The sequence below is a fragment of the Ruania alba genome (assembly GCF_900105765.1).
Lineage (GTDB): Bacteria > Actinomycetota > Actinomycetes > Actinomycetales > Beutenbergiaceae > Ruania > Ruania alba.
In genome coordinates this window covers 30,949-51,656 of record NZ_FNTX01000001.1, presented here as the reverse complement: position 1 = coordinate 51,656, position 20,708 = coordinate 30,949, and the positions used below count along the sequence as shown (strand labels likewise).

At 69.3% G+C, this 20,708-nt stretch carries 19 protein-coding genes; 8 read left to right on the top strand and 11 right to left on the bottom strand.

The annotated features are described in order from the left end of the window. Positions 1 to 52 precede the first annotated feature (52 nt). Complete coding sequence (locus BLU77_RS00230; protein WP_089771160.1) at positions 53 to 628, bottom strand: heme-binding beta-barrel domain-containing protein; 576 nt, start codon at positions 626 to 628, stop codon at positions 53 to 55. Between the two features lie 18 nt (positions 629 to 646). Continuing rightward, positions 647 to 1,375, bottom strand: a complete 729-nt coding sequence (locus tag BLU77_RS00225) for a hypothetical protein (RefSeq protein ID WP_089771159.1) — start codon at positions 1,373 to 1,375, stop codon at positions 647 to 649. 162 nt (positions 1,376 to 1,537) lie between these two features. Here BLU77_RS00225 and BLU77_RS00220 point away from each other — a divergent pair, with 162 nt between their 5' ends. The 4 genes from BLU77_RS00220 to BLU77_RS00205 all read left to right on the top strand — a co-directional run bounded on the left by BLU77_RS00220 (position 1,538) and on the right by BLU77_RS00205 (position 4,749). Next, entirely contained in the window at positions 1,538 to 2,245 is a 708-nt protein-coding gene (locus tag BLU77_RS00220) for a response regulator transcription factor (RefSeq protein ID WP_089771158.1), read from the top strand. A 288-nt stretch (positions 2,246 to 2,533) separates the two neighbouring features. After that, the gene (locus BLU77_RS00215; protein WP_089771157.1) at positions 2,534 to 3,175 is read left to right on the top strand and encodes a DUF47 domain-containing protein; all 642 of its coding nucleotides are present in this window, start codon (positions 2,534 to 2,536) and stop codon (positions 3,173 to 3,175) included. 4 nt (positions 3,176 to 3,179) lie between these two features. Continuing rightward, complete coding sequence (locus BLU77_RS00210) at positions 3,180 to 4,172, top strand: inorganic phosphate transporter (protein WP_089771156.1); 993 nt, start codon at positions 3,180 to 3,182, stop codon at positions 4,170 to 4,172. Between the two features lie 121 nt (positions 4,173 to 4,293). Then, on the top strand, positions 4,294 to 4,749 hold the full coding sequence (locus BLU77_RS00205; protein WP_175476877.1) for a septum formation family protein: 456 nt from the start codon (positions 4,294 to 4,296) through the stop codon (positions 4,747 to 4,749). A 101-nt stretch (positions 4,750 to 4,850) separates the two neighbouring features. Here BLU77_RS00205 and pstB read toward each other — a convergent pair whose 3' ends face one another. The 9 genes from pstB to BLU77_RS00160 form a co-directional block, all read right to left on the bottom strand. Further along, entirely contained in the window at positions 4,851 to 5,630 is a 780-nt protein-coding gene (pstB, locus tag BLU77_RS00200) for a phosphate ABC transporter ATP-binding protein PstB (protein WP_089771154.1), read from the bottom strand. 93 nt (positions 5,631 to 5,723) lie between these two features. Next, positions 5,724 to 6,773, bottom strand: coding sequence for a phosphate ABC transporter permease PstA (gene pstA / locus BLU77_RS00195; protein WP_089771153.1), 1,050 nt, complete (start codon positions 6,771 to 6,773; stop codon positions 5,724 to 5,726). Then, positions 6,773 to 7,744: a phosphate ABC transporter permease subunit PstC gene (gene pstC, locus BLU77_RS00190; RefSeq protein ID WP_089771152.1), complete on the bottom strand. Its 972-nt coding sequence runs from the start codon at positions 7,742 to 7,744 to the stop codon at positions 6,773 to 6,775. The genes pstA and pstC overlap by 1 nt, the downstream gene beginning before the upstream one ends. A gap of 95 nt (positions 7,745 to 7,839) precedes the next feature. Next, positions 7,840 to 8,967, bottom strand: coding sequence for a phosphate ABC transporter substrate-binding protein PstS (locus tag BLU77_RS00185; RefSeq protein ID WP_245708596.1), 1,128 nt, complete (start codon positions 8,965 to 8,967; stop codon positions 7,840 to 7,842). A 161-nt stretch (positions 8,968 to 9,128) separates the two neighbouring features. Beyond that, positions 9,129 to 10,109 (bottom strand): NUDIX hydrolase, encoded by a 981-nt coding sequence (locus tag BLU77_RS00180; protein WP_089771150.1) that lies wholly within the window; start codon positions 10,107 to 10,109, stop codon positions 9,129 to 9,131. Positions 10,110 to 10,112: 3 nt separating this feature from the next. Next, positions 10,113 to 12,455: an RNA degradosome polyphosphate kinase gene (locus BLU77_RS00175; protein ID WP_245708595.1), complete on the bottom strand. Its 2,343-nt coding sequence runs from the start codon at positions 12,453 to 12,455 to the stop codon at positions 10,113 to 10,115. A 59-nt stretch (positions 12,456 to 12,514) separates the two neighbouring features. Then, the gene (gene mshD, locus BLU77_RS00170) at positions 12,515 to 13,399 is read right to left on the bottom strand and encodes a mycothiol synthase (protein WP_089772870.1); all 885 of its coding nucleotides are present in this window, start codon (positions 13,397 to 13,399) and stop codon (positions 12,515 to 12,517) included. After that, on the bottom strand, positions 13,399 to 14,061 hold the full coding sequence (locus tag BLU77_RS00165; RefSeq protein WP_342741427.1) for a hypothetical protein: 663 nt from the start codon (positions 14,059 to 14,061) through the stop codon (positions 13,399 to 13,401). The genes mshD and BLU77_RS00165 overlap by 1 nt, the downstream gene beginning before the upstream one ends. Positions 14,062 to 14,106: 45 nt before the next feature. Then, the gene (locus BLU77_RS00160) at positions 14,107 to 15,381 is read right to left on the bottom strand and encodes an alanine racemase (protein ID WP_089771149.1); all 1,275 of its coding nucleotides are present in this window, start codon (positions 15,379 to 15,381) and stop codon (positions 14,107 to 14,109) included. A gap of 272 nt (positions 15,382 to 15,653) precedes the next feature. Between BLU77_RS00160 and BLU77_RS00155 the strand changes: the two genes are divergently transcribed. From BLU77_RS00155 to BLU77_RS00140, 4 genes are read left to right on the top strand one after another with little or no spacing between them, the layout of a single operon-like run. Continuing rightward, complete coding sequence (locus BLU77_RS00155) at positions 15,654 to 17,384, top strand: nitrite/sulfite reductase (protein WP_089771148.1); 1,731 nt, start codon at positions 15,654 to 15,656, stop codon at positions 17,382 to 17,384. Next, positions 17,381 to 18,229 (top strand): phosphoadenylyl-sulfate reductase, encoded by an 849-nt coding sequence (locus BLU77_RS00150; RefSeq protein WP_425441201.1) that lies wholly within the window; start codon positions 17,381 to 17,383, stop codon positions 18,227 to 18,229. Before BLU77_RS00155 ends, BLU77_RS00150 begins: the two co-directional genes overlap by 4 nt. After that, a complete protein-coding gene (cysD, locus tag BLU77_RS00145; protein WP_089772867.1) occupies positions 18,226 to 19,233 on the top strand; it encodes a sulfate adenylyltransferase subunit CysD in 1,008 nt (335 codons plus the stop codon). The genes BLU77_RS00150 and cysD overlap by 4 nt, the downstream gene beginning before the upstream one ends. Next, entirely contained in the window at positions 19,233 to 20,645 is a 1,413-nt protein-coding gene (locus BLU77_RS00140) for a sulfate adenylyltransferase subunit 1 (protein ID WP_089771147.1), read from the top strand. Before cysD ends, BLU77_RS00140 begins: the two co-directional genes overlap by 1 nt. Positions 20,646 to 20,708: the final 63 nt, after the last annotated feature.

The window sequence follows — 20,708 nt, the reverse complement described above, 5'->3', positions numbered from 1 at the left end:
ACACAAGTGCCCGATACAGCACCTGTGTGCTGAGTACCGTCGATACTCTCGTTCACTCCTGCCGCTGCAGGCGGCCGGAGGAGTAGGACTGCATCTCCTGCCCGAACGCGGCCAGATCGGTGGCCCACATGAGCTCGGAGTTGACCATGCCGTACATCCTCCGAGCGGCGGTGATCTCGGCTGCGGTGGCGGTGCGAGCGAGCAGGTCGGTGGCGAGTGTGATCCGCGGGCCCTGCACCACACCGAGGTAGACGCTGACGTGCCCGGTCGGTTCGCTGAGCAGCACCTCGAGCTCGGTGGCCGGTGGGGTCGTCCCGCTGCCGGCGTCGGATGCGCCCTCCTGGGGCGGAACCCGCCAGTGTCCGGACTCGGTCGACCAGACCTCTCCTGCCTCCAGCGAGGCCACGTCGATCTCACCCTCGAGGGATGCGGGCGGGTTCTCGAGCAGCCAGGTGGTGGAGGTGTAGGCGAGGTAGGGGCCGCCGTCGGAGGTGAACGTGGCCTCCATCAGGATCGGCCGCTCCTCGATACCCGGGTAGCCGAGGAAGCCCGGCCCCCGCCAGGTGCCCAGCAGCCAGGCGAGCGGGTATGTCTCCGGGGCGAGGCCGTCAGGGATCGCGAAACTCATGGGAGCCCAGTCTAGGCGTCAGCCCAGCAGCACCCGGCCGAGCACATAGACCGGCACCCCGGACACGGCCACCGGCAGCATCGCGGCGGCGAGGGCCGCCGTCGGACGTCCGGAGGCGGGGAATTGCCCGAACAGGGCGTGCACCGCGGCGATCAACACCCCGGCGGAGAGGCCGATCAGGCCACCGGCGAGCAGTCCGACCGCCTCGATCAGCGAACCGACCAGCAGACCTGCCGCGGCCGCGATCACGATCGTGGTGGCCGAACCGAGCCACCCCGGGATCGGCAGCGCCGTGCAGGCCGAGCCTGCCGTCAGGGTGACGGCCCCGACCAGGAGCAGGGCGACGGCGACCGGTCCGCTGCCCACGGCGAGCCACCCGGCAGCGGAGGCCACCACGACGGCGCCCGTCACCACCCCGGAGACGGACTCCACCAGACGGGGGCGCCCGTCCCGTCGGAGCATCTCGTGCACGAACGCACCGACCACACCGAGCCCCAACGCCACGGCCACGTACAGCAGATCCTCCCAGACCAGCAGTGCCGTCAGGCCGGCGGCAGCGGTCAGGAGTAGCACGGCTACCGCGCCACGGCGCGCGGGGAGCCCGAGCAGCGTGGGCCACCCGACGGCGAACACCGTCACGATGCCCGCGATCGTGCCCACCAGGAGCGGGCGGTCGCCAAAGGCGGTGATGCCGATACCGGCTGCCGCCACCGCCGTGACGACGGCGCGGAACGCTCCACTGATCATGCGCCGCTCCACCTCACGTGGCTGATCGTGTCACATTGCGCTCGAGGCGTGCGAGGACTTCACCCGTGAGGAGCGTCGCAGTCGGGGTGCTCCATGCGGTGGGAACGAGGTGGTCCCGGACCTGCAATAGAGTTGCACACGATTTCAACCGGAGGAGGACCTGTGGCGGACCTTCTGCTGCTGACGTCCGAGGCCGGCGGCTCAGCCCGCGTGCTTCCCGCATTGACGCTGCTCACCCACCGGGTGCGGGTCGTCCCGACCGAGCCCGCCGCCCTGCTGGACGCACCCGACTCGGACGTCGTGCTGATCGACGCCCGCCAGGATCTCGCTCGTGCCCGTGCCACCTGTCAGCTGCTGCGGTCCACCGGGATCGATGTTCCGGTCATCCTCGTGCTCGGAGAGGGTGGCCTGTCCGTGGTCCGCCCCGACTGGGGCACCGACGACATCGTGCTGGCCGACGCCGGACCCGCCGAGGTGGACGCCCGCCTGCGCCTGGTCGCCGGCCGCTCCCAGCTCGGCGGGGAGAGCGACGACCCGGAGCAGATCGAGGTGGGCGACCTGACGATCGACGCCGGTGGGTACACGGCGCGGTTGCGCGGCCAGGCGCTCGACCTCACGTTCAAGGAGTTCGAGCTGCTCAAGTACCTCAGCCAGCATCCCGGCCGGGTGTTCACCCGGGCTCAGCTGCTGCAGGAGGTGTGGGGCTACGACTACTTCGGCGGCACCCGCACCGTGGACGTGCACATCCGGCGCCTGCGGGCCAAGCTCGGCCCGGAGCACGACCAGATGATCGGCACGGTGCGCAACGTGGGCTACCGGTTCGACCTGCCTCGGCACATCGCGGACAGTGCCGGCGACTCCGACGACTGAGGGCTGGGAAAACTCCGGTGATGGCGTCGGCGGCACCTCGTCACGGCCGAGGTCGGCGGCACTTTCGTGCACCCCCACGGCATATGTCACACTGGGCGGCGACGTCGGGTCGCACTAGCCCCGGGCTCCAACATTTGCCGCTTCGAGCGGCCTTCGCGCCGTCAGGCGCTGGGCGGCCCGACGTCCTCACTCCGGGCAGGCTCCCGCTCCGTCACGTTCATGCTCTAGCCTGTTCGCGTTCACTCTTGCCCTCGCTTGTTCGCGTTGTCCGATCCTCTGGGAGCCGCGGTGCGCTTTCGCCTGACCCCGCGTGACGTCGCGTTCTTCGACCTCTTCGCCGCCTCGGGGAGCCAGCTGGTGGTGGGCGCAGACCTGCTCGCTCAGCTCATCGCCGCTCCCCCGCCGGACCGACTGCGATTCGCCGAACGCCTCCGTGATGCCGAGCACGAGGCGGACCAGTCGGCGCACGAGATCATGCGACGGCTGAACCAGACGTTCGTGACGCCCTTCGACCGAGACGACATCTACCGCCTCGCCTCGGCCCTGGACGACTGCATGGACGCCATGGAAGCGGCCGGAGACCTGATCGTTCTCTACCAGGTGGACGACCTGCCGGAGGAGGTGGGCACCCAGGTGGCGACCCTGCAGCGGGCGGCCGAGCTGACCGCGGACGTGATGCCGAAGCTGCGCACCATGGGCGAGGAGGTCCGGGCCTACTGGATCGAGATCAACCGGCTGGAGAACGAGGCCGACCGGGCCTACCGAGACTTGCTGGCGCTGCTGTTCCAGAGCCCGAAGTACCAGGAGAGCCCCGCCGCGGTGATCGAGATGGTCAAGCTCAAGGATGTGATCGACACCCTGGAGCAAGCCGCTGACTCCTTCGAGACGGTCGCGCACCAGGTCGAGGCCCTCTTCCTCAAGGAATCCTGAACCGGTGGAGCTCGCCCTCGTCCTCCTCGTGGTGGTCATCGCCCTCACGTTCGACTACACGAACGGCTTCCACGACGCCGCGAACGCGATCGCGACCTCAGTCTCCACCCGCGCACTCACGCCCCATGCTGCCCTGGTGCTGGCCGCCGTCATGAACTTCGTCGGTGCCCTGCTGGGCACGGGCGTGGCGGAGACCATCGGCAGCGGGATCATCGACGCCCCCCTCGGCAGCGCCGGGCTCGTGGTGGTCCTCGCCGGGCTGCTCGGTGCGATCGCGTGGAACCTCATCACATGGTGGAAGGGACTGCCATCCTCCTCCTCGCACGCCCTGATCGGTGGCTTGACCGGTGCCGGCGTCGCCTCCGCCGCGACGGTGCACTGGAGCGTGATCCTCGACAAGGTCGCCATCCCGATGATTGCTTCACCGCTGGTCGGCTTCCTGATCGCCTACGTGGTCATGGTGGGGGTGCTCTGGGTGGTCCGGAACGCTGCCCCGGGCCGCACCACGCGCCGGTTCCGGCTCGCGCAGACCGTCTCGGCCGCCGCGATGGCGCTCGGGCACGGCCTGCAGGACGCGCAGAAGACGATGGGGGTGATCGTGCTCGCCCTGGTGGCCGGCGGGCTGCAGAGCGACTACGAGATCCCGCTGTGGGTGAAACTCGCCGCCGCGAGTGCGATCTCCCTGGGCACCTACTCCGGCGGCTGGCGGATCATGCGTACCCTCGGCCGGCGGGTGATCGAGCTGGACCCTGCGCGCGGTTTCGTGGCGGAGTCGGTCGCCGCCGGCGTGCTCTACAGCACCGCCTTCGTGCTGCATGCTCCTATCTCGACGACGCACACGATCACCTCAGCGATCATGGGGGTGGGCGCCACCAAGCGACTCTCCGCCGTGCGCTGGGGGGTGGCCCGCACCATCGGTGCCGCGTGGGTGCTCACCATCCCGGCCGCCGGATGCGTGGCAGCGCTGCTGTACCTGGTGTTCTCGCTGTTCATGTGAGACACCGGATGGGGAGTTCAGCCCACCACGAGCGGCGCAACGGCCACGGAAATTCCCTTAGGCTAAAGCCACGAGTTCCGGGGGTATCCGATCCCGGAGCACCATGACTTGGGGAGAGACCATGAACACCCGTGCCATCACACGCTCTGCACTGGCCGCCGTCGGCGTGGTCGGCGTGGCCGTCTCGATGAGCGCCTGCAGTCTTCTCGGCGGCCAGGTCGCCACCGCTGAGGTGGGCGAGTGCACGCAGATCGCCGACCTGCAGAGCGACGAAATCACCGAGATCCCCACTGTGGACTGCTCCGAGGAGCACGACGCGCAGTTCTTCCACAAGTTCGACCTGCCGGACGGCGACTTCCCCGGCAACGACGGTGTGCAGACTGCTGCCGAAGAAGGATGCATGAGCGAGTTCGAGAACTTCGTCGGCACCCCCTACCAGGAGTCGGCGCTGTTTGGGAACTTCATCGCGCCGACCCAGGAGACCTGGGACCAGGCGAACGACCGCGAGGTGCTGTGCATCGTCTACCTGAACGACGGCACCACGACCACCGAATCCTTCGAGGGCTCCGGCCTCTGATCAGCCCCGCTGAACGTGAACGAAGGGCCGCACGCAGTCTGCGTGCGGCCCTTCGTCGTACCCCTCCGGTACTCCCCGGTCCCCTCGGTCGTGCGGGCGCCTCAGCCGAAGCGGCCCGAGATGTAGTCCTCCGTGGCCTTGACCGACGGTGAGGAGAACATCGTGGTGGTCTCGTCCATCTCGATGAGGCGGCCCGGCTTGCCCGTCCCCTCGATGTTGAAGAAACCGGTGCGGTCCGAGACGCGTGCGGCCTGCTGCATGTTGTGCGTGACGATCACGATCGTGTAGTCGTTCTTCAGCTCGTGGATCAGTTCCTCGATGGCCAGGGTGGAGATCGGGTCCAGCGCGGAGCACGGCTCGTCCATCAGCAGGACGTCCGGCTGCACGGCGATCGCCCGGGCGATGCACAGGCGCTGCTGCTGGCCACCGGAGAGCGAGGAACCGGGGCGTTCCAGCCGGTCCTTCACCTCATTCCAGAGGTTAGCCCCGGTGAGGGAACGCTCCACCAGGTCGGCAGCGCCGGACTTGGAGATCCGGCGGTTGTTCAGCTTCACCCCGGCCAGCACGTTGTCCGCGATGGACATCGTGGGGAACGGGTTCGGGCGCTGGAACACCATGCCGATCTGCCGGCGCACCTCCACCGGGTCCACCCCCGGGCCGTACAGGTCGTACCCGTCCATCACCGCCTTGCCCTTCACGCGGGCGCCGGGGATCACCTCGTGCATCCGGTTCAGGGTGCGCAGGAAGGTGGACTTGCCGCAGCCTGAGGGCCCGATCAGCGCCGTGACCGAGCGTGCCTCGATGGTCATGTTGACGCCCTCGACGGCCATGAAGTCGCCGTAGTAGACGTTCAGGTCGCTGACGTCGATTCGCTTAGACACGGGCAGTCCTTCCGGAAGGGGCCGCGAGGGTCGCGCGGCGGGAGCAGCGGGGCGAGGGGGCAGGGTGGCCAACGCGGCCAGCATGGTCAGTCATCATCGTCCACCCTGGGGGGAGAAGAACTTGCTCACCAGGCGGCCGATGAGGTTGAGCAGCATCACGATCAGGAGCAGGGTGAGCGCGCCGGCCCAGGCCCGGTCGGCGGCCTCACCTCCCTGCGCGTACTGGCGGAACACGAAGACCGGGAGGGTTTCGATTCGCCCGTCCACGGGGTTCCAGTTCATCGCCTGGATGGTCCCGACGGTCACGAGCAGCGGCGCCGTCTCACCGATCACGCGGGCGGTGGCGATCATGATGCCGGAGGTGATGCCGGCGACGGCGGTGCGCAGCACCACCTTGACGATCGTCAGCCACTTCGGCACGCCGAGCGCGTAGGAGGCCTCGCGGAGCTCGTTCGGCACCAGCTTCAGCATCTCCTCGACGCTGCGGATGACGTAGGGCGTCATCAGAACCGCAAGGGCGATACCACCGATGAGGGCCGACTTGTACGCCGATCCGAAGAGCACCAGGAACGCGGTGTAGGCAAACAGACCGGCCACGATGGACGGGATGCCCGTCATCACGTCGACAAGCAGGGTGATCCCTCGCTTGATCGGGCCGCCGCCGTATTCGACCAGATAGATGGCCGTGAAGATCCCCAAGGGGACCGAGATGATGCCGGCGATCCCGGTGACGTAGACGGTGCCGACGATCGCGTGTGCCACACCACCTTCGACCATCGAGCCGAAGATGCCCACCATGTCCGTGGTGAGGAAGGTCGGGCCGAACCGCTTGATGCCGTCACCCACCACGATCCACAGCAGGGAAATCAGCGGGATGACCGCCAGCAGGAAGGCGAAGGTCACCAGTGTCGTCGCGAGGCGATCGTTCGCCCACCGTCGCCCCTCCACCACGGTGGAGGTGACGGTGATGGCGACGGCGTAGACGATCGCTCCCACGAAGAAGAACGAGGCGATGCTCAACGCGTCGAGCGCGAGCAGGATCCCGGCGGTCGCGGCGAGCGAGGCCGCAAGGATGGCGTACGGCGCCCACCCGGGCAGCCGCCGGGTGCGCCGGGTGGGGACGGGAGGTGCTGCGACGGTCATCAGTTGGCTCCGGAGAACTCGGCGCGACGGTTGATGATCCAGCGGGCGAGGAGATTGACCCCGAAGGTCACCGCGAACAGGATGAGCCCGGAGGCGATCAGCGCGTCGACGGCGATCCCGCTGGACTCCGGGAAGTGCAGGGCGATGTTCGCCGCGATGGTGTTGTGCTGACCGGCCTGAAGCAGGTTGAGGTTGATGGAGTATCCCGGTGAGAGGATCAGCAGGATCGCCATCGTCTCGCCGAGCGCACGGCCGAGGCCAAGCATGGCGGCGGAGATGATGCCGGAGCGTCCGAACGGCAGCACCGCCTGGCGGATCATCTCCCAGCGGGTGGAACCGAGCGCCAGCGAGGCCTCTTCGTGCAGGCGCGGGGTCTGCAGGAACACTTCACGAATGGTCGCCGTGATGATCGGCACGATCATGATCGCGAGCACCAGGCCACCGGTGGTGATGTTCCGGGCCGGCGGGGTGTAGTCGGCAAACAGGGGGATGAACCCGAGGTTCGAGCTCAACCAGGTGAAGAGCGGGTCCACCAGCGGCATCAACCAGCTGGCTCCCCACAGCCCGACGATCACCGAGGGGATGGCGGCGAGCAGGTCGATGATGTAGCCGAGCAGCTGCGCGAGCCGCCGTGGGGCGTAGTGCGAGATGAACAGCGCGATCCCGATGCTCAACGGCAGGGCCACGAGCAGGGCGATGATCGAGGCGAGCACGGTACCGAACAGCAGTGGCGCCACCCAGGCCCAGAGATTGCCGTCGATGAAGTTGACGTCGGCGAACTCCTCGGCGTTCGCCACCAACGCCGGCCAGGCGCGATACAGCAGGAAGATCGCCACGGCGGCCAGCGTCACCAGGATCATCACGCCACTGGTGGTGGAGATGCCCTTGAAGATGACATTCCCGAGCCGTCCCGGCGCGTGCTCGGCGCGCGCCGGCCTGGTCCGATCCTGCGGGGGCGTGGTGGTTGCCACAGTTCCTCCGTCGTCTACGAGTGGAAACGTGCCTCAGGCGGGTCGGCGGTGGCGATCGCCACTGCCGACCCGCCTGAGGTGAGAGTAGCGCTGGATCAGCCGGCGGAGATGGTGTCGAGCGCTGCGGTCACCCGCTCGCGCATGCCCTCGGAGATCGGGGCGGAACCCGCGACGTCCGGCTGGGCGGCGCGGTTCTGGCCCTCTTCGCTGGCCACGTAGGTCAGGTAGCCCTGAACCAGCGAGGCGTGCTCCTCGCTGTCGTAGGTACCGCAGGCGAGGGAGTAGGAGACCAGCACGATCGGGTAGGCGCCCGACTCCTGAGTGTCGCGGGCCAGGTCGATCGTCAGGATCGTGTCGGTCGCGTCCTCGGCGGCCGGGGAGACGTCCACGACGTTCGCGGCGGCCTCCGGGGAGAAGGGCACGAACTCGTCGCCCACGCCGACCGCCACGCTGCCCAGCTCACCGACGCGGGAGGCGTCGACGTAGCCGATGGTGCCTTCGGCGCCCTCGACCACACCGAGCACACCGGAGGTCTGCGCACCGGACTGGGTTCCCTCGACCGGCCACAGGCCGGACGGCTCGTGGGTCCAGACCTCGGGTGCGGCCGCGGCGAGGTACTCGGTGAAGTTCTCGGTGGTGCCCGAGTCGTCGGAACGGTTGACCGGGACGATCTCCAGGTCGGGAAGTTCGATGTCGGGGTTGGCCTCGACGATCGCGGGGTCGTTCCAGTTGGTGATATCACCGTTGAAGATGCCGGCGATGGTGTCCGGACCGAGGTTGATGTTGGTGTCGTTCAGGTCAGGGATGTTGTAGACCACGGCGATCGGGCTGATGTAGAGCGGCAGCTCGATGACGTCGCCGCCGCACCGCTCCTGCGCAGCGGTGAGCTCCTCGCCGTCCAGGGCGGCGTCGGATCCGGCGAACTGGACGGTGCCGTTGATGAACTGCTCGCGGCCGGTGCCCGAGCCCGTCGGGTCATAGGTGACGTTCGCGCCCGGGTTGGCCTCCATGAAGCCGGCCAGCCAGCCCTGCACCGCGTTCTCCTGGGAGCTCGCGCCGGAGCCGGCGATGGTGCCGGACAGCTCGCTGCCTTCGCTGCTGTCGGTGCTGTCGGTGGTGCCGTCGCCGTCACCAGAGGCACTGTCGCCACAGGCCGCGAGGGTGAGCGCGAGCGCGCCGATCGCGGAGATACCCGCCATACGGCGGCCAAGTGCAAGCTTCACGGTCGTTCCCATTTCTGTCGAGGTCTGGGGGAATGCGGTACATGACGAATCCGCAACCAGGCTCGACGGTAGGGAAGCCGGGTGACCTCCCGTCCGGGATCAGGTGAACATTCGGTGAACGAGCATCGACACCCGGCGTGATTCCCGCCACATCCTCCGAATCAGGAGGGTCGGTGCCGCTCCACGGCCACCACCCGGGCGCGCCGGTTCTCCCGGCGCGACACGTGCACCACGAGCACCTCACCGGTACGCAGGTACGGGTTCTCCTGGGGCAGTTGTTTGGCCACCCGGTGCGGGCTGCGGGCCTCGACCGCCTCCAGCACGAACGGGAACACCGGACGGTGCGTGCACACCGCCGTCGCCTCGCGTGGCCTCCCGAGCAGGTCTCCGACCAGTGCGCGTACGCCTGCCGGCCGATCCCGGGCAGCCGCCTCGGTGACCTGCGGCGCGGACACGATCACCGTGTCGCACGCATCCGAGTACGGGGTCATCGTGGCGCGACACCGTAACCAGGGCGAGGAGATCACCTCGTGCACCCCGTACGCCGCGAAGATCGGGACGAGCGCCTTCGCCTGGTCCCGGCCCACCGGCGTCAACGGCCGACTGGCCTCGCCACCGGTCCAGGCCGACCGCTTCTTCGCTCGCCCGTGCCGCACCAGGAGCAGAGTCCAGGTGCGCAACAGGCCGTCCTCAAAGTAGTCCATCAGTGCCCCGAGCGGCTCGAGATCATCGGACCGGGTGAGCAGCTTGCGCGCCTTCTTCGCCTCCACCCAGCGGGCCTCGTCCACCTCGTGCTTGGAGGCAGGTTTGATCCGCGGACGTGCGTTCAGGGCGGCCACGTCCACGCCGTCCACGTCGGCAGGGGTGGCGGCCCAGTAGTGGCACACCTTGCGCACGCCACCCGCGAGTTTGTAGCTCACTGTCGGCAGTGGCAGCCCCAGCACCACCGGGATCCCGGTCTCCTCCTGGACCTCCCGCACGGCGCACATCGGCAGGCTCTCGTGCGGAGAATCCAGCTTGCCCTTCGGCCACGACCAGTCGTCGTAGCGGGGGCGGTGAATCAGCAGCACCTCGAGGTGTCGTCCGACGATCCGCCAGACCAACGCCCCGGCCGCACGAACGACGCGACCCGAGGACGCCATGACTCAGCTGTCCGCGCTTCGCCGGCGATGCACCGACATCAGGTGCTCCTGCAGATCGAGGAGTGGTGCGCCCTCCTCATCGCGATGGTGTCGTTCCCATTGCGGATCACCGTCGGGATCGGTACTCAGATGCCACGACGACGTCCCTTCAGCTGTCGATGTGTCGATCAGTCCGACCAGGTCGGCGATCTGGTCGGGGTCGACCACCCGCACCAGCACCTCCACCCGGCGGTCAAGATTGCGGTGCATCAGGTCGGCCGACCCGAAGAACACCTCCGGCTCACCGCCGTTCGCGAAGGCATACACCCGGGAATGCTCGAGGAATCGGCCGAGGACGGAACGCACCCGGATGTTCTCGCTCAAACCCGGCACACCCGCCTTGATCGCGCAGATCCCGCGCACCACCACATCGACCGGCACGCCCGCCTGGGAAGCCCGGTACAGGGCGTCGATCGTCTGCTCGTCCACCACCGAGTTGACCTTGAACTTCACCCAGGCGGGCTTGCCCGACCGCGCGTTCGCGATCTCCTTCTCCACGCGCTCGACCAGTCCGCGCCGGATCCCCCGCGGTGCCACCAGCAACCGATGGAACCGGCTCTTCGGCGCGTAGCCGGAAAGCTGGTTGAACAACCGCGTCAGGTCCTGGCCCACCTCCGGGTTGCAGGTGAGTAGTCCGTGATCCTCGTACAGACGCGCCGTCTTGGGGTGATAGTTCCCGGTACCGACGTGGCAGTAGCGGCGCAGGCCGTCAGCTTCCTGACGCACGACGAGGGAGAGCTTGCAGTGCGTCTTCAGCCCGACGATCCCGTAGACCACGTGCACACCCGCCTGCTCGAGCTTGCGGGCCCAGGAGATGTTCGCCTCCTCGTCGAAGCGAGCCTTGATCTCCACGATCGCGAGCACCTGCTTGCCCGCCTCTGCGGCATCGATGAGGGAGTCCACGATCGGCGAGTCGCCAGAGGTGCGGTAGAGGGTCTGCTTGATCGCCAGCACCTTGGGGTCGGCCGCAGCCTGGGCGACGAACTGCTGCACGCTCGTGGAGAACGAGTCGTAGGGGTGGTGGAGCAAGATGTCCCGGCCACGGATCGCCTGGAAGATGTCGGTGGGTGTGGCACTCTCCACCTCGGCCAGCCCGCGCGGGGTGATGGCCACGTGCTTGGGATAGTGCAGCTCGGGGCGGTCGAGGTCTGCCACCAGGTTGAGCCCGGTCAGATCCAGCGGCATCGGCAGTTCGTACACGTCCGGCTCGGAGATATCGAGCTCGCGGATCAGCATCTCGCGCAGCCGCGGGGTGAACCCGGTGGCCAGCTCGAGCCGCACGGGCGGACCGAACCGGCGGCGCAGCAGCTCCTTCTCCAGCGCCTTGAGCAGGTTCTCCGCGTCGTCCTCCTCCACCTCGAGGTCTTCGTTGCGGGTCACCCGGAACACGTGGTGCTCCACCACGTCCATCCCGGGGAACAGGTAGTAGAGGAAGGACGAGATGACGTCCTCGATCGGCACGAACGAGCGGTACCCGTCGTCGTCGGGGGCGTCCTCTGGGCGGTGCGGTCGTCCGCGGGCGTCCACCGCGATGAACCGGGGCAGCAGGGGTGGCACCTTCACCCGGGCGAAGTGCTCCTTGCCGGTGGTCGGGTTGCGCAGCAGCACGGCCAGGTTCAGCGAGAGCCCGGAGATGTAGGGGAACGGGTGCGCCGGATCGACCGCCAGCGGCGTGAGCACCGGGAAGATCATCTTCCGGAAGTACTTGTGCAGCCGGTCCCGCTCACTGTCGTGCAGCTGATCGAAGTGCACCAGCGTGATGCCCTCCGCCGCGAGCGCCGGCTGCACGTGGTCGGCGAACACCGCCGCGTGCCGATCGGTGAGCTCGTGCGCCTTCGTGGAGATGCTCTCCAGCACCTGCCGCGGCAGCAGGCCCGACGCGGCCTGAACAGCCATTCCGGTTGCGATACGACGCTTCAGCCCGGCCACGCGGACCATGAAGAACTCGTCCAGGTTGGAGGCGAAGATCGCCAGGAACCGCACCCGCTCCAGCAGGGGCAGATCCGGATCCTCGGCAAGCTCGAGCACCCGCTCGTTGAACTGCAGCCAGCTCAGCTCCCGGTCGGCGAACCGGTCAGATGGCAGTTCCCGATCGGACGGTTCAGCCGGCACTGCACCCGTGTCTCGCTCGACCGGGGGAACGCTCGGATGAGGGGTCACCGACCCGTCCAGTGCTGTCACGTTCGCGGAGCCGGACACGGCAGACCGGGCGTGAGCAGTCACCGGGGCCTTGCCCGACCGGAAGAAGGACTGCCCGGACGGCCGGCCGCCATCCGCCCCGTGCATCGATCCGACCTGCTCGCTCATGGCGCCTATCGTGTCACCTCGCTCCCACGGGTGGGAACTGGTTCCAGTGCGTGATCGCCTCAGCGTGCGTACTGCACGTCGGCGCGTTCGCGGGTGAACCCGGCGCGGGTGTAGGTGCGGATCGCCGCGGTGTTCTCCCCCTCCACGTACAGCTCGATCCGCACGAGATTCCGGGCGGCGAAGGCGGCCATCGCATGGGCGGTGAGCACCCCACCCACGCCGCGGCCCTGCGCCTGCGGGTGCACGCCGAGCGCATAGATCTCGCCGACCTGGTGTCCGGGATTTCCCTCGATCTTCACCCACAGGCTGCCGAGCAGTTCCCGGGTGTTCACGTCCTCGGCGAGGAAGAAGACCTCGGGGTCGAACCAGTTCTGCGCCTCTCGTTGCTCCAGGTCGGCGCGGGTGAGCCGCCCCTGCTCGGGATGGTCGGCGAACGCGAGCGCGTTCACCTGTACCCACGCGTCCTCGTCCCGGCCCACCTCGAAGGTCCGCACTCGCAGCCCGTCACGCTGCGGGATCGTCAGGTCCTCGCCCGTCGGCGGCGGCGCCGTCATCACCCACAGATCCCGGACCCGGCGCAGCTGTTCGGCATGGGCGAGCGCTTGCGCCGCCGGCAGGTCGCCGTGCGCCCAGACGGCCACGTCCGGCGCCCGCAGCACCTCCTCCAGCAGCCTCCGGCCGATTCCCTGCCGGCGGTGTTCAGGGTGCACCGCCAGCTCCGCCGAGCCGCCTGCTACGTCGTGCTGGGCGTAGCCCAGCACCTGGCCCGACGGCGACCGCACCAACAGGTGCGTGAGGTCCCGATCTGCTGGGGCCAGGTTGAGCAGGGTCTGCTCGGAGAGCGCCTCGATCCCGTCGGTCTCCTCGGCGGCCTGGGCGAGCGCTCGCACGGCGACGGATTCGGCGGAGGCGAGGGACGCCGTCGTGCTCAGTTCGCCGGGCATCAGTCCAGCTTCCCGGCGCGCCACAGCGCGGCGGCCTGCTCGAGATCCTCCGCGGTCTCCATCAGCGTTCCGGCACGCTGGGTCAGCTCGCTCGCGCGGGCGTCGTCGGAGAGCTCCACCCAGTCCGCGTCCATCGCCGAGCCGGCGGCCAGCACGCGCAGGAACGCCCCGGCCCGGTCGAGCGCCACGTCCAGTTCTCCCCGAAACACCCCGTGCAGCACGGCATCGGCGAGCTCTTGGATCTGGTCCGGTCCGGGTGGGGAGCCGACACCGGCGACCACACCGGCCACTTCCGCCTGGTGCACCCCCAGGTGGTACCGCTCGGCGATGGTGCGCGGATCGCGCCGGGTCCACTCGCGCAGCACGTAGAGCCGCCACAGGGCACCGGGGAGGGTGTCGGCCGGGCTGGACGCCCAGAGCTGGGCCAGCAGATCCAGCCCCTCGGTGTCCACCAGCTCGATCAGGCGGCGCACCATCGCCGCCTCGTCCTCCGGATCGGTCCCGGGCCGGGGCCCGGGCATGCTCGCTCGGCCACCGTGCACGAGCGCCGCCGCCGTGGCGTGCGCGAGCTCGTTGCGCTCGGCCGGATCCGGTTCACCCGGGATGGCCTCGGCCACCTCGGGGCTGAGCATCGCCGGACGGCGGAAGGAACCGCTGGCCACACACCCTCCTCGTCGGTCGTGGCCGCCTCGGGCGCCTGCCCGTAGTCAGCCGAAGTTCTGGCCCTCACCACGATACGTCGGCACCGCGTCGACCACCGCCGCACCGCGCACCAGTCGTACCTGGTCGAAGCGCTCCATCAGCTCGCCGGCCTTGGCATGGCGCAACCACACCCGCGCGCCCACCGCGGGCACCGACCTCCGTGGCCGGTAACGCAACGGTGTCTGCACCTCACCGGCACCCTCGGAACCCAGCAGCCGCGCACCGTCGACCGGTCGGGGCAACCTGCTCGCGTGGGCGGGCCCGGACGCGACGTAGCCACCACCGAAGGCTGTGGCGATGCGGGCGGCGGGGCGGCGCACCACGTCCAGCCCGAAGAACGCGGCCGGGCGGGAGTCGAAGGCATCGTAGGAGTCGAACAACGTCGGGCACAGCAGCCCTGACCCGGCGGTGAGCTCGGTGACCGTGGGGTCGGTCGCCGTCTGCTGCAACGAGCCGGTACCGCCTCCGTTCACGAGCACGTCCCGGCCGAGGTGATCCTCCAGCGCAGCCACCACGGCCGGTCGACGCCGGGCCAGATCGCGCAACGAGAGCCCTTTCATCACCTGCACCCCCGGGTTGCGCCACCCGGAACCGTCCGGCACACCGGCCACCTGCGCCTCGTAGAACATCACGCCACGGACCCGCAACCGTCCGGTGCGTTCAGTGGCCCGCGCCAGTCGCACCACGTCCTCGGGGGTGCGCAAGGGTGAGCGACGCACGCCCAGGTGGGCCGAGAGCGGTCCGAGGCCGAGCCGCAGCGAGGCATCCACATCCAGGCACACGTTGATCGGCGCCCCGCTCACAGCGGCACTCTCACCGCCTTCGGCCCGCATGAATGCACGCTCGAGCAGCGCCACCTGGGAGACGTCGTCGACCATCACGGTGATCGCCTCACGGGCAACCGGGTCCTGGGCGAGCCGGACCAGCGCGGCGGTGTCCACGCTGGGATAGCCGACCAGGATGTCGCGCACGCCGTCCTCGGCGAGCCACAGCGCCTCCGCGAGGGAGTACGCCATCACGGAGGCGAACCCCCGATCGAGCGCGCGGCGGACGAGGTGACGGACCCGCACCGACTTCGATGCGACCCGCAGCGGCACCCCACCGGCCCGCGCGAGCAGATCGGCGGCGTTCGCATCGAAGGCGTCGAGGTCGACCACCGCGATCGGCGCGGACAACGAGCGGGTCGCGTCCCGCCACGGCGCCGGCCGTGGCGCCCTGCCCACACCGGACCGCGGCCGGCCTCCCGCGTCTGTGGCCCCCACCCTGCCGATACGACTCATCTACTCATTCTCACCCAGGTCCGACACCCGTGGGTCCACGATGCGGACTCTGCAGGGGTGTTCCCCATCGGGCTGAGCCGGCGGGCTACCGTCGCCATCATGTTCGCCCGCCTCGTGCACCCGCAGCCCACCGACGTCGGTGGCCCGGGCCGAATGCCCGGCTGTTGCTGTCGCTGCTGCTGAATCACCCCAGCCAGCCCCATCGCCGAGCGAGCACTCATCGCGCGGCAGCACCTGCCCAGCCCGCCATCCAGGCCCCGTCGAGGAGCACCATGACCGGCCAGACCGCCACCACCGAACGGCCCGCCGCTGCACCCCGTCCTGCCCGCCCGAAGCGCCCCAACGGCCAGTGGCTCGTGGACGGCAAGGAGCCGCTGAATCACAACGAGGCCTTCAAGCAGGAGGACAACGGCCTGAACGTGCGCGAGCGCATCGAGCAGGTCTACAGCAAGGAGGGGTTCGACTCGATCCCCGGTGATGACCTGCACGGCCGGTTCCGCTGGTGGGGTCTGTACACCCAGCGCAAGCCCGGTATCGACGGCGGCCGGACCGCCACCCTCGAACCGCACGAGCTCGAGGACAAGTTCTTCATGCTCCGCGTGCGCATCGACGGCGGCGCGCTCACCACCGAACAGTTGCGCGTGATCGCGACGATCTCCACCGAGTTCGCGCGTGACTCCGCCGACATCACCGACCGGCAGAACATCCAGCTGCACTGGGTGCAGGTGGAGGACGTGCCCGAGATCTGGCGCCGCCTCGAGGCCGTCGGCCTGGGCACCACGGAGGCATGTGGTGATGTGCCGCGGGTGGTGCTCGGCAGCCCGGTGGCCGGAATCGCCGCGGACGAGATCCTCGACCCCAGCCCGGTGATCGAGGAGATCAACCGGCGCTACCTCGGCGTGCCCGAGCTGGCGAACCTGCCACGCAAGTTCAAGACGGCCCTGACCGGTCATCCGAGCCAGGACGTGGTGCACGAGATCAACGACGTCGCCTTCGTCGGGCTCGAGCATCCCGAGCTGGGCGCTGGATTCGATGTGTGGGTCGGTGGTGGGTTGTCCGCGAACCCTCGACTGGGTGAGCGGCTCGGAGTGTTCGCCACGGCCGAGCAGGCCCCCGACGTGTGGCACGGCGTGGCGTCGATCTTCCGCGACTACGGCTACCGCCGGCTGCGCAACAAGGCCCGCCTGAAGTTCCTGCTCGCCGACTGGGGGCCGGAGAAGTTCCGCCAGGTACTGCAGGACGAGTACCTCGGGTACGACCTCCCCGACGGGCCACCGGCCCCGCAGCCGCGGATGCCCGGCGACCACGTGGGGGTGCACGCGCAGAAGGACGGCCGCTACTACGTGGGTGCGGCCCCGTACGTGGGCCGGGTCAACGGCGAGACACTCGCGGCAGTTGCGGATCTGGCCGAGTCGGTGGGCTCGCAGCGGGTGCGCCTCACCCCGCACCAGAAGCTGCTTGTGCTGGACATCCCCGAGGAGTCCCTGGAGCCGGTGACGCGGGGGCTGCGGGACCTCGGGCTGGACCCGAAGCCGAGCCCGTTCCGCCGCAGCACCATCGCCTGCACCGGCATCGAGTACTGCAAGCTCGCGATCGTCGAGACCAAGGCCACCGCGGCCCGGGCGATCGACGAGTTGGAGGAGCGCCTCGCCGACGTGCCGGACCTGCGTCCGCTCACCCTGCACCTGAACGGGTGCCCGAACTCCTGCGCCCGGATCCAGACCGCCGATATCGGCCTCAAGGGCCAGCTGGTGATGAACGACGACGGCGAGCAGGTCCCGGGTTTCCAGGTGCACCTGGGCGGGGGGCTGGCGTCCGAGGACCGGGAAGAGGCCGGTCTGGGACGCACCGTGCGAGGTCTGAAGGTCACCAGCGACGATCTGCCAGACTACGTCGAGCGGGTGACCCGGCGATACCTGTCCGAGACCGAGCCAGGTGCCGAGGCCGAACGTGAGTCGTTCGCCTCCTGGGCTCGCCGTGCGGACGAGGAGGTCCTGAAGTGAGTACCAGTGCACACACGGAGGTCGACGCCAGCCCGCTGGCGACGGCCCGGCGCATCGCACAGGAACGTCAGGCAGCCCGGGAGGCTGCCCGTGCTGCGCACGCCGAGCGCCGTGCCGCCGCGCCGCCGAAGCGGTCCGAGGCGGAGCTGAAGGAGATCGTGGCGCGCGGCCAGCAGCTGCTTCATGGTTCCGGGATCGGCGCCGACGACGAGGCGAGCCCCGCCGAGGTGGCCGCGTGGGCCGCGGAGGAGTTCGGCACCTCGCTGGCGGTGGCGTGCTCGATGGCGGATGCGGCGCTGCCGCACCTGGTGTCCCAGGCGGCGCCGTGGGTGGATGTGCTCTTCCTCGAGACCGGATATCACTTCGCCGAGACTGTCGGCACTCGCGAACGAGTCGCGCACGAGATGGACGTGACCGTGGTGGACGTGCTGCCGAAGCTGACCGTGGCGGAGCAGGATGCCGAGTACGGCAAGGACTTGTTCGCCCGGGACCCGGCCGCGTGCTGCGCGATGCGCAAGGTGGAGCCGCTGCAGCGCACGCTCGCCGGGTACGAGGCCTGGGTGACTGGCGTGCGCCGGGAGGAAGCGCCGACCCGCGCGAACACTCCCCTGGTGACCTGGGACGAGAAGAACGGACTGGTGAAGATCAACCCGGTGGCGTCCTGGTCCACCGAGGACCTGCAGAACTACGCCGACGCACACGGGGTCATCCTCAATCCCCTGCTGAACGACGGCTATCCCTCGATCGGGTGCGCACCGTGCACGGCGCGTGTCGCACCCGGCGCCGACCCACGATCCGGCCGGTGGGCCGGCCTGGACAAGACCGAATGCGGGCTGCACACATGAACACTGACCTGACCACACTGGTGGAGCACACGACGGGCCACCGATCGACGACCGGCACCACGGATGGCGTGACCACCGCGAGCGCCTCGGACCGCGGACAATTCCGCCTGCCCCGGGCCGAGGCCCTGGAGACCGAGAGCATCCACCTGATCCGTGAGGTGGTGGCCGAGTTCGAGCGACCGGTGCTGCTGTTCTCCGGCGGCAAGGACTCGGTGGTGATGCTGCACCTGGCGGCGAAGGCGTTCTGGCCCGGCAAGGTGCCTTTCGGTGTGCTGCACGTGGACACCGGGCACAACTTCCCCGAGGTGCTCGAGTACCGCGACTCCACCGCTGCGCGTCTCGACGTCAAGCTGAACGTGGCGAAGGTGCAGGACTACATCGACGACGGCCGGTTGCGGGAGCGCTCCGACGGCACGCGCAACCCGCTGCAGACCCAGCCGCTGCTGGACGCCATCACCGGGAACAAGTTCGACGCCGTGTTCGGCGGTGGCCGGCGGGATGAGGAGAAGGCCCGGGCCAAGGAGCGCGTGATCTCCCTGCGCGACGAGTTCGGCCAGTGGGACCCGCGCAACCAGCGGCCCGAGCTGTGGAACCTCTACAACGGCAAGCACCGGCCCGGTGAGCACGTGCGCGCCTTCCCGCTGTCGAACTGGACCGAGCTGGACGTGTGGGCCTACATCGCGGCAGAGGGCATCGAGCTGCCCGCCCTCTACTACGCCCACGAGCGGGAGGTTTTCGACCGCGACGGGATGCTGCTCGCCGTCGGGGAGCACGCCCAGCCGAAGACCGAGGCCGAGCGTGCCAGCGTGCGCACCGAACGGGTGCGCTACCGCACGGTCGGTGACATGAGCTGCACCGGTGCGGTGCTCTCCGAGGCGGCGACTCCGGAGGACGTGGTGGCCGAGGTGGCTGCGACACGGATCACCGAACGAGGCGCCACCCGCGCCGACGACCGGATGTCCGAAGCAGCCATGGAGGACCGCAAGAAGGAGGGGTACTTCTGATGGGCGCCACCACCGACACCACGACAGGCGACACCTCCTCCCCCGGCACTCTCACCTGGAGCACTGTGACCGAGCAAGCCACGACCAGCGAGCACGACCTGGCCACGGACCCGACCGCCGTCGACCCGGACGCGGTGGACCCCACGGCGGCCGGGACGCTGCTGCGCCTGGCCACCGCCGGTTCGGTGGACGACGGCAAGTCGACCCTGGTGGGCCGGCTGCTGTACGACTCCAAGTCGGTGCTGGCCGACCAGTGGGAGTCGATCGAGCGGGTGTCCACCGACCGTGGTCAGGACACCGCCGACCTGGCCCTGCTGACCGACGGGCTGCGTGCCGAGCGCGAGCAGGGCATCACGATCGACGTGGCCTACCGGTACTTCGCCACTGCCACGCGTTCCTTCATCCTGGCCGATTGCCCCGGGCACGTGCAGTACACCCGGAACACGGTGACCGGTGCCTCCACAGCGGATGCCGTGGTGCTGCTGATCGACGCCCGCAAGGGGGTGCTCGAGCAGACCAGGCGCCACCTCGCCGTCGTGGGCCTGCTCCGGGTGCCGCACGTGGTGGTGGCCGTGAACAAGATCGACCTGGTGGACTACTCACGTGAGCGGTTCACCGAGCTCGCCGAGGAGATTCGCGACGCCGCCACCGCGCTCGGGGTGCCGCACGTGCACCCGATCCCGGTCTCGGCGCTGGTGGGCGACAACGTGGTGACCCCGGCGACCGACTCGATGCCCTGGTACGAGGGCCCGAGCCTCCTGGAGCTGCTGGAGGCGCTCCCGGTGGCCGACAGCCCCGGTGGCGAACCGTTCCGGCTGCCGGTGCAGTCGGTGCTGCGCCCCCAGGCAGCCGCCGTCTCGGAGGAGTACCGGGAGTACCGCGGGTACGCCGGCCAGATTGCCGCTGGTGTGGTGCGGGTGGGCGACACCGTGGTGGTGCTGCCCAGTGGCAAGTACACCCAGGTGGAGGGGATCGACACCCCGGACGGCGAGCTGGCGGAGGCGTTCGCGCCACAGTCGGTGAGTCTGCGGTTGAGCGACGAGATCGACATCGCGCGCGGTGATCTGATCGCGGCCGCTGAGGGGGCGCCGTCGGGCACCAAGGAGATCACCGGCACGGTGAGCTGGCTCAGCGATCAGCCGTTGCGCCCCGGCGCCCGGGTGCTGCTCAAGCAGACCACCCGCACCGTGCGCGCGATCGTCTCCGAGGTGACCGGGCGGCTCGACCTGCTCAGCGCCGCCCCGGAGCCGGCCGAGCAGCTGGAGCTGAACGACATCGGCACGCTGCGGATCAAGCTGGCGGACGCCGTCGTGGCGGAGGACTACAAGCGCTCCCGCCGCACCGGTGCGTTCCTGCTGATCGACGCCCACGACGGGAACACCCTCGCCGCGGGGATGGTCGGCACCCCGTAGAACGTCCACGAGGGGGGCCTGGATGTCGCGATCGGCCGATCCGGCGACATTCAGGCCACCTTC

Excerpts from the sequence above, each read along its gene's own strand:
- BLU77_RS00205 (WP_175476877.1), top strand. The coding sequence starts at position 4,294 with ATGAACACCCGTGCCATCACACGCTCTGCACTGGCCGCCGTCGGCGTG.
- mshD (WP_089772870.1), bottom strand. The coding sequence starts at position 13,399 with ATGCCCGGCGAACTGAGCACGACGGCGTCCCTCGCCTCCGCCGAATCC.
- cysD (WP_089772867.1), top strand. The coding sequence starts at position 18,226 with ATGAACACTGACCTGACCACACTGGTGGAGCACACGACGGGCCACCGA.
- BLU77_RS00160 (WP_089771149.1), bottom strand. The coding sequence starts at position 15,381 with ATGAGTCGTATCGGCAGGGTGGGGGCCACAGACGCGGGAGGCCGGCCG.
- BLU77_RS00230 (WP_089771160.1), bottom strand. The coding sequence starts at position 628 with ATGAGTTTCGCGATCCCTGACGGCCTCGCCCCGGAGACATACCCGCTC.
- BLU77_RS00225 (WP_089771159.1), bottom strand. The coding sequence starts at position 1,375 with ATGATCAGTGGAGCGTTCCGCGCCGTCGTCACGGCGGTGGCGGCAGCC.
- BLU77_RS00175 (WP_245708595.1), bottom strand. The coding sequence starts at position 12,455 with ATGAGCGAGCAGGTCGGATCGATGCACGGGGCGGATGGCGGCCGGCCG.
- pstA (WP_089771153.1), bottom strand. The coding sequence starts at position 6,773 with ATGACCGTCGCAGCACCTCCCGTCCCCACCCGGCGCACCCGGCGGCTG.
- BLU77_RS00140 (WP_089771147.1), top strand. The coding sequence starts at position 19,233 with ATGGGCGCCACCACCGACACCACGACAGGCGACACCTCCTCCCCCGGC.
- BLU77_RS00155 (WP_089771148.1), top strand. The coding sequence starts at position 15,654 with ATGACCGGCCAGACCGCCACCACCGAACGGCCCGCCGCTGCACCCCGT.
- BLU77_RS00180 (WP_089771150.1), bottom strand. The coding sequence starts at position 10,109 with ATGGCGTCCTCGGGTCGCGTCGTTCGTGCGGCCGGGGCGTTGGTCTGG.